The sequence below is a fragment of the Pseudomonas huaxiensis genome (genome assembly GCF_003231275.1).
Classification (GTDB): domain Bacteria; phylum Pseudomonadota; class Gammaproteobacteria; order Pseudomonadales; family Pseudomonadaceae; genus Aquipseudomonas; species Aquipseudomonas huaxiensis.
On the sequence record NZ_QKVL01000079.1, the window covers coordinates 1 to 12,580 of the forward strand.

Sequence of the window (12,580 nt, forward strand, 5' to 3'; positions counted from 1 at the left end):
GGAGCGCAGCGTAGGGCCGGATGTGGGAGCGAGCGGTTTTGCCTACTTTTCCCAAGCAGAAAAGTAGGCCGCCGTAGAGGCGGAAGGGGCCGGCAGTCTCACCACATCGAACGGATAAGCCCGCGGATAAACTCGCAAAGCCCAGCACCCACACCCAAGCTTTTAACGGCAGCTAGCCAAACCCCTAGCGAATCTTCGAGGTATCGGACTCCAGTCCCCACTCACTGCGCTTCGACGCCAACTGCGCCTCCAGAATCGAAACCCCACGATCCCTCTGCGACGCCCGTTCCTGGGCGAACGCGTCATTGAGCAGACCCAGCAGGTTACGCGACTCGGACGTCGAGGTCGGCGTGCTCACATCTGCTTCCACCACACCATTGATAAAGGTGCGAACGCGCTCGTTCTGACTGGCCTGTTGTGTCGCGCTGGCCTCGATCAGCCGGTCTTTCTTGTCGTAGGCCAGGCGAGTGCTGCTGCTCGATTGATCGTTGATCTCGTGATAGCGGTAGTTCTGCGACGCGTTATCAGTGCCAAGCGCCAGCGCCACTTCCGGGTTGAGGCTTGCATGGTAGGCGGCCGTCAGGCTGGCTTGCTGGTCCTGTTGCACCGAGCGGCTGGACTGGGCTGTGCCGCGAACCGTGGTCGACTGGGATACCTTGTAGTCGAAGTGGTCAGTCTCCGACAGCCGCATCGGGTTGACCTGCTTGACCTCCTGGCTGATCGACGCGCTGAAGTCGGCCAGGCCGCTGAGCAGCACGCGGTCGTTCTTGCCCAGCACCGAGGTGCGTTCGGTGGAGGTCTTGCTGCCATCGTCGGCGCTGTTGAGCTGAACGAAGGCGTCCTTGAACAAGCTCGTCAGGTTTTCGTCACCCTTGCCCCGACGCTGCGCGGCGTCGAACTGGGTCAGGTAATTCTGGATCGCCGCCTGGCGCTGGGCGTCGTTACCCAGCAGCGTTTTGTCGCGGGTATCGAGGTTCAACTGCACGTTGCCGGAAGGGCCTTGCAGGCTCAGGGTGCGAGCGCTGTCGTCCAGGCTCAGGTTGAAGCGCTGCAGTTCGCCGCTGGCGGTTTCCAGTTGGGCGCTCATCTGCAATGAGCTGAACAGGTTCGGGTCGACCTTGACCAGGTTGCCGAGGTCCAGGCGCGGCGGCTCTTCGGTCAGGCCGTTGATGGCGCCCTGGAAACTGTCAGCCAGCGCAGCCAGGCCCTTGAGTTCATTGTCAGTGAGCTGGCCGCCCTCAACCTGGGCGCTGACCGCCAGGCCCTTCTCGTTACTGGCCAGGGACAGGGTGACGGTGGCGCCAGAGGCGCTGGTCAGGGTCAGGCTGACGGCGTTGGCCGGGTTCTCGCGCAGGCCGTTGCCTTGCAGTTTCAGCGCCTCGGCGCTGGGCTGGGTGCCCTCGGTGAAGGTGAACACCGATTGCGAAACGGACTGCCCGCCGTTGGCCGCCAGTTGCTCCAGCAACGCCGCGCCGATGCCCTGGAAGCGGGCGCCGATGGAGGACGACTGGATGCTGCTGATCAGGCTGATACTGAGTTTGTCGAGGTTGTCTTGCTCCAGCGCGTAGCGGACCTGCGACGCGCCGAGGGTGCCTCGCGAGGTGTAGAGGCGTGCGTCCTCGTTGCTGTTTGGGCTCTGCCCAAGGCTGACGGTGGTGCTGGGGATGGCCGTGACCGGCTCGACCGCGCTGATGCTCTCGGTACTGACGGGTGCCGGCTGGGGCGCAATGTACACGGGGGAAATGCGCAATCCCGCGATGGTTGGGCTCATGATCGGTAGCCTTTAGTTTCCATACTGGTTCAGGCTGTATCGGCGGCTGTCCCCAGAGCTTGAAGAAATTCGTCGATCTGCCGGTTGCCCCGCAGGTGCACCACCGGCACCTGCGGGCCGACGGCCAGGCGCACGCGTTCGATGCCGGGCCGGTAGCCGCGATCGAATTGCCAGATGAACGTGAGGAAAGTGAGGAATTCCCGGTCGAGCTTTTCGCTGCAGCCTTTTGCAAGGTCGGGGCGCGGACGGTTCATCAGGCTGCGCAGGAGCACTCGCGGCAAGCAGGTGAGCCGCGGCGTATCGAGCCAGATGATCAGGTCGGCCCGGGGCAGACGCAGGTCGAAGGTGCGCCGGGCGTAGTTGCCTTCACAGACCCAGGCATCGGATGCAACGGCAGCGCGGACCCGCTCGCGAAACTGCTCGGCATCGGGCTCGACCCAGCCGGGCTCCCAGAACAGTTTGTCCAGGTGCACCACCGGCAGGTCGAGGCGTTTGCCCAGGGCGCGGGCGAGGGTGGATTTGCCACTGCCGGCATTGCCGAGAATCACAATCCGTTGCATGGAGAGCCGTCCTGTCACGAAAAAGGCCGGCGATTCTGCCGGTTTTCGCGGCACTGTCAACGGCCGCGAACGCTGTTAGCGCATGGCCGCCAGTTTGATCCCGAACCCCACCAGGCAGGCGCCCGCCGCACGTTCGAACAGGTTGCTGATACGTGGGTTGGCGCGCATGCGCTCGGCCAGTTTGTGGGTCAGGATGACGGCGATCAGGCCGTAGAGGAAGGTCACCACTGCGACGGTCGCGGCGAGGAAGCCGAAGGTCACCAGGCCCTGGTGTTTCACCGGGTCGACGAACAGCGGGAAGAACGCCATGTAAAACATGATCGCCTTGGGGTTGAGCAGGGTGATCATCATGGTCTGGCGCAGGTAATGGCCATTGTCCATGCGACTCTTGCGCGGCGCGCCGCCGGGTTTGCTCAGCAGCATGCGCAGGCCCAGGTACGCCAGGTAGGCCGCGCCTACCCACTGCACCAGGTGAAAGGCCGCCGGATACGCGGCCAGCAGCGTTGCGACGCCGGCGACTGCCAGCCACAACAGCACCTGATCACCGAGAATCACCCCGCAGGTCGCCGCCATGCCCGCCTTGATGCCGCCCTTGCCGGTGGCCGTGATCAGCGCGAAGTTGCCGGGGCCGGGAATGGCCAGAACGATGATGAACGCGATCACGAAAGCGCCGTAGTCGGTCACGCCGAGCATGGGGAAGTCTCCTGTAGCGGATGGAAGAAGCCGAGTGGGGCGTAGCCTATCATCCGCTGCCGGTATCGAGGGGGCCGCAGTGTGTGTGGCACGCCACTGGCGATATACTCCGCGCCCTCCATTCACCTTCGAGGGCCGTCCATGCGCCAGGTGCTACTCATCGTCGACATCCAGTCCACCTTCAGCCCGCCCGAGTGGCTGGTCGACCGGGCGCGCTGGCTGTCGGCACGGTTGCCGACGATCGCCTCGGTCGAACTGCATGATGAGCAGGTCACGCCATTTCAACGCCAGCTTGGCTGGCACCCGGCGGCGGAAGACGAATGCCTGGTCGAGGTTGACCGGGTGTTCATCAAGCACGGCTACGGCCAGACCGCCGAAACCCTCGAGTACATCAAGCAGCTTGGGGTGGAGCGGGTGCTGGTCTGCGGCATGCAGACCGAGACCTGCGTGCTCGCCGCCGGCTTCGCGCTGTTCGATGCCGGCTTGAGCCCGACGCTGGTCACCGACCTGACCGTGGGTTCCTCGCTGGACCGCTCGGGGCGGTTGGGGATTGACCTTTGGACGCATCATTTTCGCGAGGTCATCACGACCGCAGAGGTGATGGCGGAATTGGGTGGGTGAGGCCCAGGTTCAAGGCTGACAGGCCTTGAACACGCTGGAGATCACCTGCCGCAACACCGAGGCTTCACAAATCACTGATGGCAAGATGATAATAAGATCGCTTATCAATTGTGATGGCCACAGGAATCGGCATGCCCACCCCCGACAACCCCGCGACAATCGAATCGTTGTACCTGGAACACAATGCCTGGCTGCGGGGCTGGCTGTACAACCGCTTGAGTAATTCCGCCGATGCCGCCGACCTCGCGCAAGACACCTTCGTGCGGGTGATGCAGCGGCGCATGGCCGGCCAGCTGGCGCAGCCGCGGGCGTACCTGCGAACCATCGCCCGTGGCTTGGTCATCGACCTGTGGCGCCACCGTGATATCGAGCGCGCCTGGCTGGACACCCTGGCGGAGTTGCCCGAAGAACAGGCGCTGTCGCCGGAAACCAGCATGCTGGCGCTGGAAGCACTGGTGACCATCGATCGCCTGCTCGATCAACTGCGTCCCGTGGTGCGCCAGGCGTTTTTGCTGGCCCAACTGGAGGGCCTGAAATGTCCGGCCATCGCCCGCCAATTGGGTGTGTCGGTGGCCAGTGTCGAGCGCTATATCACCCAGGCCATGCGCCATTGCTACCTGGCGACCTTCGAGGCCCAGTCGCTGTGACCCGCCCCCTTACCGAACTGCACGGCAAGATCGTCGACGAGGCGATCAACTGGTCGCTAAAAGTGATCTTCAACACTCCGGACGCCGAGACGCGGTGCGCCTTCGAACAGTGGTTGGCGGCCAGCCCCACGCATCAACAAGCCTGGCAACGGATGCAGCACCTGAGCGGACAGTTTGCCGGGCTGCCCAAGGCCGCGGCGCTTAAAACCCTCAACCGCCTCCCCGAAGGTCGCTTGCAGCGGCGCCAGGCCCTCAAGTTGCTGGCGCTGCTGACCGGCATCGGCATCAGTGGATGGGGGACGCGGGAGTACGCGCCGTGGCAGCGTCTGATGGCGGACTACAGCACGCGGATTGGCGAACACAGGCGCTGGACACTAGACGATGGCAGCGTGCTGGACCTCAACACCGACAGCGCGGTCAGCGTCGATTTCGACAGTCGGCAGCGCCTGTTCACCCTGCTGCGCGGCGAGTTGGCTATCGCTACCGGCAAAGATGCCGTCGCCGCGCTGCAGCGCCCGTTTCGCCTGCAGACTCCGCATTGTCGGCTCGAAACCCTCGGCAGCCGTTTCGAAGCGAGGCTGTTGGACGGCGCGACCTGTGTGTCGGTCACGGAGGGCGCGCTGAGGGTCAGCCGTAGTGCGGGCGCCGAGGCGCTCACCGTCGAGGCCGGCGAGCGCTGGCGCATCAGTACCGTGCAGGCTCTGCGTCTGGCGCCAGCCGATGCGCAACACGGCGCCTGGCGCGATGGCATGTTCATCGCCCGCAACCTGCCGCTAGGCGAGGTGCTGAAGGAGCTGGCCCGCTACCGCGTCGGCTACTTGGGCTGCGACCCAGACATCGAGCAGTTGTCCATCAGCGGCAACTTCAGCACTGACCGCCCGGAACAGGCGATGGAGCTGATCGCCCGCTCGCACCAGTTGCAGGTCCATCGACTGACGCGCTACTGGGTTCGCCTGGCGCCCGCGTGAGGCGAGAAAAAAACGTCGCACCCTGAGGGGATTTCGATTGCGGGACGGCATAGCTCTTCGAATGTCTCCTGAAGCCAACGCCGAGAACCCCTCCGTGAACCATCGAAATACCCTCGTTGCCCATCCCCGCCTGCTTTCCCGGGCGGTACGCCATGCTGTCCTGTGCCTGAGCCTGGGCCTTGTCGTCTGCCCTGCGGCGCAGGCCGAAGACGCCACGACGGCAGTAATCCAGCTCGATATCCAGACCGGCACCCTCGACAGTGCCCTGACGCAATTGAGCCGCGCCACTGGCCTGAATATCGTCTTCGACCAGCGCGTGCTGGCGGCCAAGGCCAGCGCCGGCCTGCACGGCCGTTACACTCCCGTCGCGGCTCTGAACCAGTTGCTTGGCAAAAGTGGCCTGCGCGCCGTGGCGCTGGGTGACGGCGGCTACCAGATCATCGAGGCGGCCAATGACGGATCGATCGAGCTGGGCGCCACCAGCGTCCAGTCCACGGGGCTGGGCGAAACGACGGAAGGGACCGGTGCGTACACCACGGGTGTGACCAGTACTGCAACCAAGATGAACCTGTCGATTCGCGAGACGCCGCAGTCGATCAGTGTCATCACGCGCCAGCGCATGGACGACCAGCATCTTGCCGCCATCACTGATGTGCTGAACGAGACCCCTGGCATCACCATGTCCCAGGATGGTGGCGAGCGGTTCAACATCTATTCCCGTGGCAGCGCCATCAATTCCTATCAATTCGACGGCGTCAACACCAGCCAGCAGAACGAAACGCGCAACATGCCCAGCACCCTGTTGGACATGGCGCTGTATGACCGGATCGAGGTCGTTCGTGGTGCGACTGGCCTGATGACCGGTGCCGGTGAACCGGGGGGCGTGATCAACCTGATTCGCAAGAAACCCACCCGCGAATTCAAAGCGCATGTCCAGGCCAGCGTCGGTTCCTGGGATAACTACCGCAGTGAAGCGGATGTGTCCGGCCCGCTGACCGAAACCGGCAACGTACGTGGGCGACTGGTCGCTGCCAAGCAGGACAACCACAGCTTCATGGACTGGTATGGGCAGAAGCGCGAGATTGTCTACGGTGTTGTCGAAGCCGACCTGACGGATTCCACGCTCGTGCGCTTCGGTGTCGATTATCAGAAATACCGGTCGACGGGCTCCCCAGGTGTGCCTCTGCTGTACACCAATGGCCAGCAAACCGATTTCTCGCGCTCCGTCAGCTCGGGCGCCCGGTGGATGTATGACGATTTCGAGACCCTCAACTACACCGCCACCCTTGAGCAGCAGTTGAACGATGAGTGGAAGCTCAAGGTGGTCACCAACTACATGGATGTCGATCGGGATGCCGACCTTGGCTGGTATCAGAGCACATCGGGCCTGAGCTACCTGAATCAGGCGACAGGTGCCGCCAGGGCCGAGCGGGCGCAGATCTCCGCGGACCAGGTGCAGAAGGGCGTGGATGTGAATCTTCAAGGCAGTTATGAGCTGTTTGGCCGATCCCATGAGCTCGTCGTCGGCTACAACTATTCGGACTACGAAAACCATCACGACTCCCAGACCGGCGGGATTGCCGATTTCAATTTCTATACCTGGGACAACTACCTCGCGCGTGACGGTTACCGGCCCTCGGTGCTGCTGGACATCAATACCCGCCAGAGCGGCTATTTCGTGGCCAACCGGTTCAATCTCGGCGATGCTCTCCACTTGCTGTTGGGGGCCAGGGTTTCCAACTACCGCTACGACTACGACTTCCTCTCACGGATCACCAACGCCCGCACTCCGCGCAAAATGCGCGAAAGCGGTGAAGTCACGCCCTACGCGGGCCTTGTCTATGACCTGACGCCCGAACAGTCTGTCTATGCCAGTTACACCGACATCTTCCAGCCCCAGACCGCCCAGGACAAAGACGGCAAGGTGCTTGATCCGGTGGTCGGCAAGAACTACGAGCTGGGCTGGAAAGGCGAGTTCTTCAATGGCCGCCTGAATGCCAACGCTGCCGTTTACGTGGTGGAGCGGGACAATTTCGCGGAACTGGATCCGGGCCAGGTAACTCCCACTGGCGCCGATGCTTCCCGTGCAGTGGACGGCGCCAAGACCAAAGGCTTCGACCTTGAGGTCGCGGGTGAGCTTGCTGCTGGCTGGAACCTCCACACCGGATACAGCCATTCCCGGACCGAGGACGCCGATGGCGAACGACTCAGCACCCAGCTACCCATGGATACCGTGCGGTTCTGGACGACCTATCGTCTGCCCGGCGACTGGGAAAAGCTGACCCTGGGTGGTGGCGTGAACTGGAATTCGAGCAAGGCACTGACCTTTTCCCGCTACAACAACGCCAAGGTCAAGGATGACGACTACGCCGTTGCCAGCCTGATGGCGCGTTATCAGGTCAATGATCAGGTGTCGGCCACGGTCAATGTGAACAACCTGTTCGACGAGAAGTACTACGCCGGCATTGCTGGCAGCTATGGCCACTACGGCGCTCCGCGAAACGCGACGTTGAGCCTGCGTTACGACTTCTAAGCCCTGAAGCCCGGTATGCGGCGCTGTTCCGTGGGGAGCGCGCCGCTCCAGCCTGACCTCAGCGCCGGTCAGCCATCTCGTCCACCAGCCGCCGCTGGAATGCCGTCACGGTGGCGCTCGGCTGCTGCAACTGCACGAACTCCAGCATCGGGTCGTTGACCTCGGTCCTGATGCCCGCCAGTTCCTCGATCGCCGCCAGTCCGCAGAACGGCACATACGCCTCCGAATACCCCCCTTCATGCACCAGCACCAGCCGCCCGTGGCACAGCCGCTCGGCGGCTTCGCGCACTTGCCGGGTCATTTCGCGGAACGAGTCGCTGTGCAGCAGCATCCGCGCGAGCGGGTCGACGGCGTTGGCGTCATAGCCGCAGGCGACGATGATCAGCTCCGGCTCGAAACGCTCCAGTGCCGGGATCACGATGCGCTGCATGGCATGCAGGTAGGCGTCATGGCCGCTGCCCGGTGGCAGCGGGATGTTGATGTTCGCTCCCAGCCCGGCGCCCCGGCCGCGGTCTTCTTCGCCGCTGTAGCCGGCCGGGAAGCAGCCGTCCTGATGCAGGGAAATGGTCAGCACATCGCCGCGGTCCTCGAAGATGGACTGGGTGCCGTTGCCGTGATGCACGTCCCAGTCGATCACCGCGACCTTGCCGAGTCCGCGTCTTGCTTTGGCCGCCTCGACGGCGATGGCGATGTTCGCCAGGAAGCAGAAGCCCATGGCGCTGTCGGCCAGGCAGTGGTGCCCCGGTGGCCGCGACAGCGAGTAGGCGTTGTCCACTTCACCGCCCAGCACGGCGTCGACCGCGGCCATGGCCAGGCCGGCGGACAGTTGGGCGATCTCGTAGCTGCCCGGGCCGATGGGCGCGTGCGGCCCGAGTTCGCCGCCACCGGCGTCGCTCATGGCTTTGAAGCGTTGCAGGTACTCGGCGCTGTGGACGCGCAAAAGATCCTCGTCGGTGGCGCTGGCTGCACTGCGCACCTGCAACTGGCGGGTCAGGCCGGAGACGTCCAGCAGGCTTTTCAGGCGGCGCTTGGTTTCCGGTGATTCGGCATGGCCCGCGGCGGAGGGCGGCTGCACCCAGCCGCCGACCGGCAGGGTCAGGGCGTGCAGGCCGGCGCTGTGCCAGAGGCTGAGTTCATCGAAGAAAAAAGCAGTGGTTCGGCTCATGGTCTTTCCGTTCTTTCTGGGTAATGGGGCGGCTCAGGCGCTGGTGCGGCAGCCGAGAATCAGCAACAGGGAGGCGAGGGTGACAACGGCGGCGCTGATCAGCAGCGGCTGGAAACCGCCGCTGCTTTCGATCAGGCGTCCGGCGATGGCCGGGCCTATCGCCAGACCGCCGCCGATCACTAGGTTGGAGGCGTTCATCAGTTTTCCGGAGCGGTCCAGGTCCGCCAGGCAGGCGAGGATCAGCGGCAGGATGAAGGTCCAGGTGAACTTGAAGGCCAGTGCTGCCAGAGCGAGCCGGGCCAGCGGTGGTTGGCCCAGCAGCAACAGCACCGAACCTGCCATCAGGCCGTAACCCAGCAGCAACAGCAGCACGCGCGGCAGGCGGTCGCCGATCAGCGAGGCGCAGCCGGCGCCGACGATGCCCATCACGGTGGCGATGGCGAGCACTTCGCCGCTGGCTTCGGCGGAGATGCCGGCGTTGGCGCTGATGGCACCGATAAAGGTCCAGACCCCGCTCAGGCTGATGTAGAAGCTGAGGATGCCAAGAATGCCCAGCGCGACCTTCCATTTCGCCGCCCGTGGACGCTCATCGACGCTCTGTTGCGCGCCCGGCGCACCTTGGGGAAAGTAGCGCGCCAGCGGCAGGAACAGCGTCATCAGTACCGCCAGGATCAGGTAGCAGGCTGCCAGTCCGTAGTGCTCGAACAGCCGTGGCAGCACGCTCAGGCCGATTGCGCCGACCACCAGTTGGCCCATCACCCACAAGCCATAGACCCGACTCGGATTGGCCGTGGATGCGGCGCTCGACAGGCAGATGATCATCAACGAGCCCCCGGCCAGGGCACTGCAGAAACGCAGCGCCAGCAGGGTGCTGTAGTCCTGGGCCCAGATCGACAGCAGGTTGGCGCCGATGAACAGCAGGCCGGCGAGCACTGCGGCCGTGCGCCAGTTGACCCGCTTGAGCCACCAGAACGCGGGCAGGGTGGCCAGGCTCATGGCGCCCAGCTCGGTGGAAAACAGGTCGCCGATCTGCGACGGGCTCAGTTGCCATTGCGTGGCCAGTTGCGCGGCGACGGCCGGCGCGGTCATGAGGATGGTCGGGGTGATCGCGGCAAACAGCACGATGGCCGCGAGCAGCGCCAGTTGCGAGGAGGCGAACAGGTTGCCGCCGGACAGCGGCCTGGTCTGGGTAGTCATGGGCAAGCTCCGGGGCAGTCGATCAGAACACATGGACCAGACGCAGCAAGGCGTCCGCACCGTGGTAACCGTTATCGGTGGCGACGTTCTGCGAGAGGCTGAACATCAGTTGGTTCTGTTGGCCGAGCCAGTGGCCGACTTCGAAACCGACCTGGGTGTAGCGCTTGTGGGTGTCGTCGATGCGCTGATCGTTGATCCGCAGTTCGCCGCCATCGGCATGGATCAGCCGCAGCGCGCCGTAGGTGGCGGGGGTGAAGTCGTAGGAGGCGAAGGCTTGCAGGCGGTAGAGCGGATCCTGCTTCAGTTCGGCGCCGAAATAGTCGTCGTTCTTGCCGTAGAGCTGGGCTTCGAGGTTGGCTTCGAGCACCCACTTTTCGCCGATGCCCTGGGTGTAGTTGTAAACGAAGGTGGTGCCCCAGCGGTTGGCACCCGGCGAGACATCGGGGTTCTGCCCGTGGTACTCGCCAACTGGCAGGGTGACCAGGGTCAGCAGGCCGCTGTAGGTGCGCGAGGCCGGGTCGTTGATGAAAAACAGCGTGCCGCCGACTTGCGGGTCGCCGAAGCCGCTTTCACCGGTGTGGCCGCTGGCGCCGGGCAGGCGGGCGTCGATATCGGCGAAGGGCACGATGAACTGCGGCGTGCACAGGGTGCCGCAGAGGTCGGTGAAGAACACCTGACGGTAGGCCACGGCGTTGACCTTCAGCTCGGCCTTGCCGGTGCTGTCGGCCGGGCCGTGGAAGTCATTGGCGCGGGTTGCCGGCAGGTACAGCACGCCCAGCGTGGTGCCCGAGGGCGCACCGAAAAAGTCCCGGGCGTTGAGGTCGGCGGCGCTGGCCTGGAGGCTCAACAGGCCGCCGGTGACAGCGGCCAGGGTGCGGTGAAGGTGGTTGCTCATGCTCTTTTCGTCTCTTCTTCGAGTTGTTGGGTGGCGAACGGCTCGCCGGTACCGGGCAGTGGCAAAAAAAAGGCAAAGGGATCCCGTCGCCGGTAAACCGGCGAATCGGTCAGTGCGGGTCAGCGCTGGGGATCAGTCAGGTGGCGTATGCAGCAGATGGGCGATGCGGGTTTTGTCGTTGACCCCGAGCTTGCTGTAGATGGCGCGGATGTGATGGCGCACGGTGTTGGGCGACATGCCCAGGTCGCGGGCGATTTCCTTGTAGGTCTTGCCCTCGCCGAAGCCCAGGGCCACGGCGTTTTCCCGCGGGCTGAGCTGGTCGAAGGCATTACGCCCACGGGCGGCCAGCAGAAACAGGTCACCGACCGCCGAGGCTTCGACCTGCAAGCGCTTGCCGTCATAGCCGCGGGCGTCCATCGGCACCGGCAGCAAGGGGCCGGTCCAGTCCGGCCACTCGTTGAGCAGCAGATCGACAAAGCCCCGTTCGGCGCAGTGCAAGGTACCGCGCTGGTCACACACGGCCAGGGCGAGGTTGCGCGAGGGAGTGAGCATTTCGCGTTTGGCGACCAGCGTGCGGATATGGTTGGCCGACACCGCAGCCACCAGGTGCAGCATGAGGTTGTCGAGGATTCGGCAGTCCTGCTCGGTGAAGCGCGGTGCGCCCGGGGCGCGGTACAGGGCGAGGTGGTCGCTGAGGTGGGTTTGCGGGTCGATGTAGACCACGCACAGCAGCTCGCCGATGCCGTAGGTTTCCCCGAGCCAGTTGAGCCCGGCGCCGTTGGCGGGGTCACGCATGTCGACGATGACGGTTTGACCCGGGCGTTCGTGGACGCGGTGGATGGTCACGTCGGTGTGGCGAATGGATTGCCAGTCCGGCAGGTAGCTGGGCGCCAGATTGTAGAGGTACGAGCTGTGCTCTTCCGGCATGCCATCGATCAGCGCCGCGCGGCCCCACCAGGCGCTGGTGAAGGGCAGTACCTGGCTGATGCTCGCCAGGGCGGGCTGGTGGAAATGTTCGATGTCGTTGTTTTGCGCGAGGCGCTGCAATTCAAGGGTGGTGGCGCTGAACGCCGCGAGAAGGCTGGCAAGGCTGTGTTCATGACCGCTCATGGGTTGGATACCTCTGTGCGACTTTTCTTATTGGTTTCGTCACGGGTTCAACAAGGACCGGAGCGTCGTGGCGACGTTGGCAGGGCCTGGGGGAGAGTGTCGGTGGATTGGGGCGGGATCACTATCCTACAGATGCAGGATGGAGGGGGGATGGTTGAGGCCACGAGGCGCCAGTCAGTGAATCGGGTAATGGCGTCCAAGTGCTGGCCGAGAGGTTTTCAGCGTTCTCGAGATCGAGCGCCGCCCGCGCGGCGCATCGCGAGCAAGCTCGCTCCTACATTGGTTGCAACGTGCCATGGCCTGTGGGATTTGCGTTGCCAGCCTTGGCGCATGGCTGGAGTGTACGGGGCGGTTTAGGCGCCAGTCTAGAGATTGAGCCGGACCACCAAGGCGGTCAACCATGGCCTGACAGACATAGGT

The 12,580-nt window shown here is 64.1% G+C and carries 11 protein-coding genes; 4 read left to right on the plus strand and 7 right to left on the minus strand.

Annotated features, from left to right (window positions below; translation table 11 throughout):
• Positions 1–184: 184 nt before the first annotated feature.
• The 3 genes from DM374_RS31725 to DM374_RS31735 form a co-directional block, all read right to left on the minus strand.
• Positions 185–1,771: a hypothetical protein gene (locus DM374_RS31725; protein ID WP_110973434.1), complete on the minus strand. Its 1,587-nt coding sequence runs from the start codon at positions 1,769–1,771 to the stop codon at positions 185–187.
• A 29-nt stretch (positions 1,772–1,800) separates the two neighbouring features.
• Positions 1,801–2,331 (minus strand): P-loop NTPase family protein, encoded by a 531-nt coding sequence (locus tag DM374_RS31730; protein WP_110973435.1) that lies wholly within the window; start codon positions 2,329–2,331, stop codon positions 1,801–1,803.
• A 75-nt stretch (positions 2,332–2,406) separates the two neighbouring features.
• Complete coding sequence (locus tag DM374_RS31735; RefSeq protein ID WP_110973436.1) at positions 2,407–3,024, minus strand: LysE family transporter; 618 nt, start codon at positions 3,022–3,024, stop codon at positions 2,407–2,409.
• A 141-nt stretch (positions 3,025–3,165) separates the two neighbouring features.
• On the opposite strand from DM374_RS31735, the gene DM374_RS31740 reads away from it, so the two are divergent.
• The 4 genes from DM374_RS31740 to DM374_RS31755 all read left to right on the plus strand — a co-directional run bounded on the left by DM374_RS31740 (position 3,166) and on the right by DM374_RS31755 (position 7,793).
• Entirely contained in the window at positions 3,166–3,645 is a 480-nt protein-coding gene (locus DM374_RS31740; RefSeq protein WP_110973437.1) for an isochorismatase family protein, read from the plus strand.
• 131 nt (positions 3,646–3,776) lie between these two features.
• Positions 3,777–4,292: a sigma-70 family RNA polymerase sigma factor gene (locus DM374_RS31745; RefSeq protein WP_110973438.1), complete on the plus strand. Its 516-nt coding sequence runs from the start codon at positions 3,777–3,779 to the stop codon at positions 4,290–4,292.
• Entirely contained in the window at positions 4,289–5,260 is a 972-nt protein-coding gene (locus DM374_RS31750; RefSeq protein ID WP_225422655.1) for a FecR domain-containing protein, read from the plus strand. Before DM374_RS31745 ends, DM374_RS31750 begins: the two co-directional genes overlap by 4 nt.
• Before the next feature lie 94 nt (positions 5,261–5,354).
• Entirely contained in the window at positions 5,355–7,793 is a 2,439-nt protein-coding gene (locus DM374_RS31755; protein WP_225422657.1) for a TonB-dependent siderophore receptor, read from the plus strand.
• A gap of 58 nt (positions 7,794–7,851) precedes the next feature.
• Here DM374_RS31755 and DM374_RS31760 read toward each other — a convergent pair whose 3' ends face one another.
• The 4 genes from DM374_RS31760 to DM374_RS31775 form a co-directional block, all read right to left on the minus strand.
• Positions 7,852–8,958 (minus strand): class II histone deacetylase, encoded by a 1,107-nt coding sequence (locus DM374_RS31760; RefSeq protein ID WP_110973441.1) that lies wholly within the window; start codon positions 8,956–8,958, stop codon positions 7,852–7,854.
• Positions 8,959–8,991: 33 nt separating this feature from the next.
• Positions 8,992–10,155, minus strand: coding sequence for an MFS transporter (locus DM374_RS31765; protein WP_110973442.1), 1,164 nt, complete (start codon positions 10,153–10,155; stop codon positions 8,992–8,994).
• Positions 10,156–10,177: 22 nt separating this feature from the next.
• Positions 10,178–11,050, minus strand: a complete 873-nt coding sequence (locus tag DM374_RS31770) for a transporter (RefSeq protein ID WP_110973443.1) — start codon at positions 11,048–11,050, stop codon at positions 10,178–10,180.
• Between the two features lie 132 nt (positions 11,051–11,182).
• Entirely contained in the window at positions 11,183–12,160 is a 978-nt protein-coding gene (locus DM374_RS31775) for a helix-turn-helix transcriptional regulator (RefSeq protein ID WP_110973444.1), read from the minus strand.
• Positions 12,161–12,580: the final 420 nt, after the last annotated feature.

Coding starts and splice junctions, on each gene's coding strand:
- DM374_RS31745 (WP_110973438.1), top strand. CDS start 3,777: ATGCCCACCCCCGACAACCCCGCGACAATCGAATCGTTGTACCTGGAA.
- DM374_RS31740 (WP_110973437.1), top strand. CDS start 3,166: ATGCGCCAGGTGCTACTCATCGTCGACATCCAGTCCACCTTCAGCCCG.
- DM374_RS31765 (WP_110973442.1), bottom strand. CDS start 10,155: ATGACTACCCAGACCAGGCCGCTGTCCGGCGGCAACCTGTTCGCCTCC.
- DM374_RS31725 (WP_110973434.1), bottom strand. CDS start 1,771: ATGAGCCCAACCATCGCGGGATTGCGCATTTCCCCCGTGTACATTGCG.
- DM374_RS31730 (WP_110973435.1), bottom strand. CDS start 2,331: ATGCAACGGATTGTGATTCTCGGCAATGCCGGCAGTGGCAAATCCACC.
- DM374_RS31735 (WP_110973436.1), bottom strand. CDS start 3,024: ATGCTCGGCGTGACCGACTACGGCGCTTTCGTGATCGCGTTCATCATC.
- DM374_RS31770 (WP_110973443.1), bottom strand. CDS start 11,050: ATGAGCAACCACCTTCACCGCACCCTGGCCGCTGTCACCGGCGGCCTG.
- DM374_RS31760 (WP_110973441.1), bottom strand. CDS start 8,958: ATGAGCCGAACCACTGCTTTTTTCTTCGATGAACTCAGCCTCTGGCAC.
- DM374_RS31775 (WP_110973444.1), bottom strand. CDS start 12,160: ATGAGCGGTCATGAACACAGCCTTGCCAGCCTTCTCGCGGCGTTCAGC.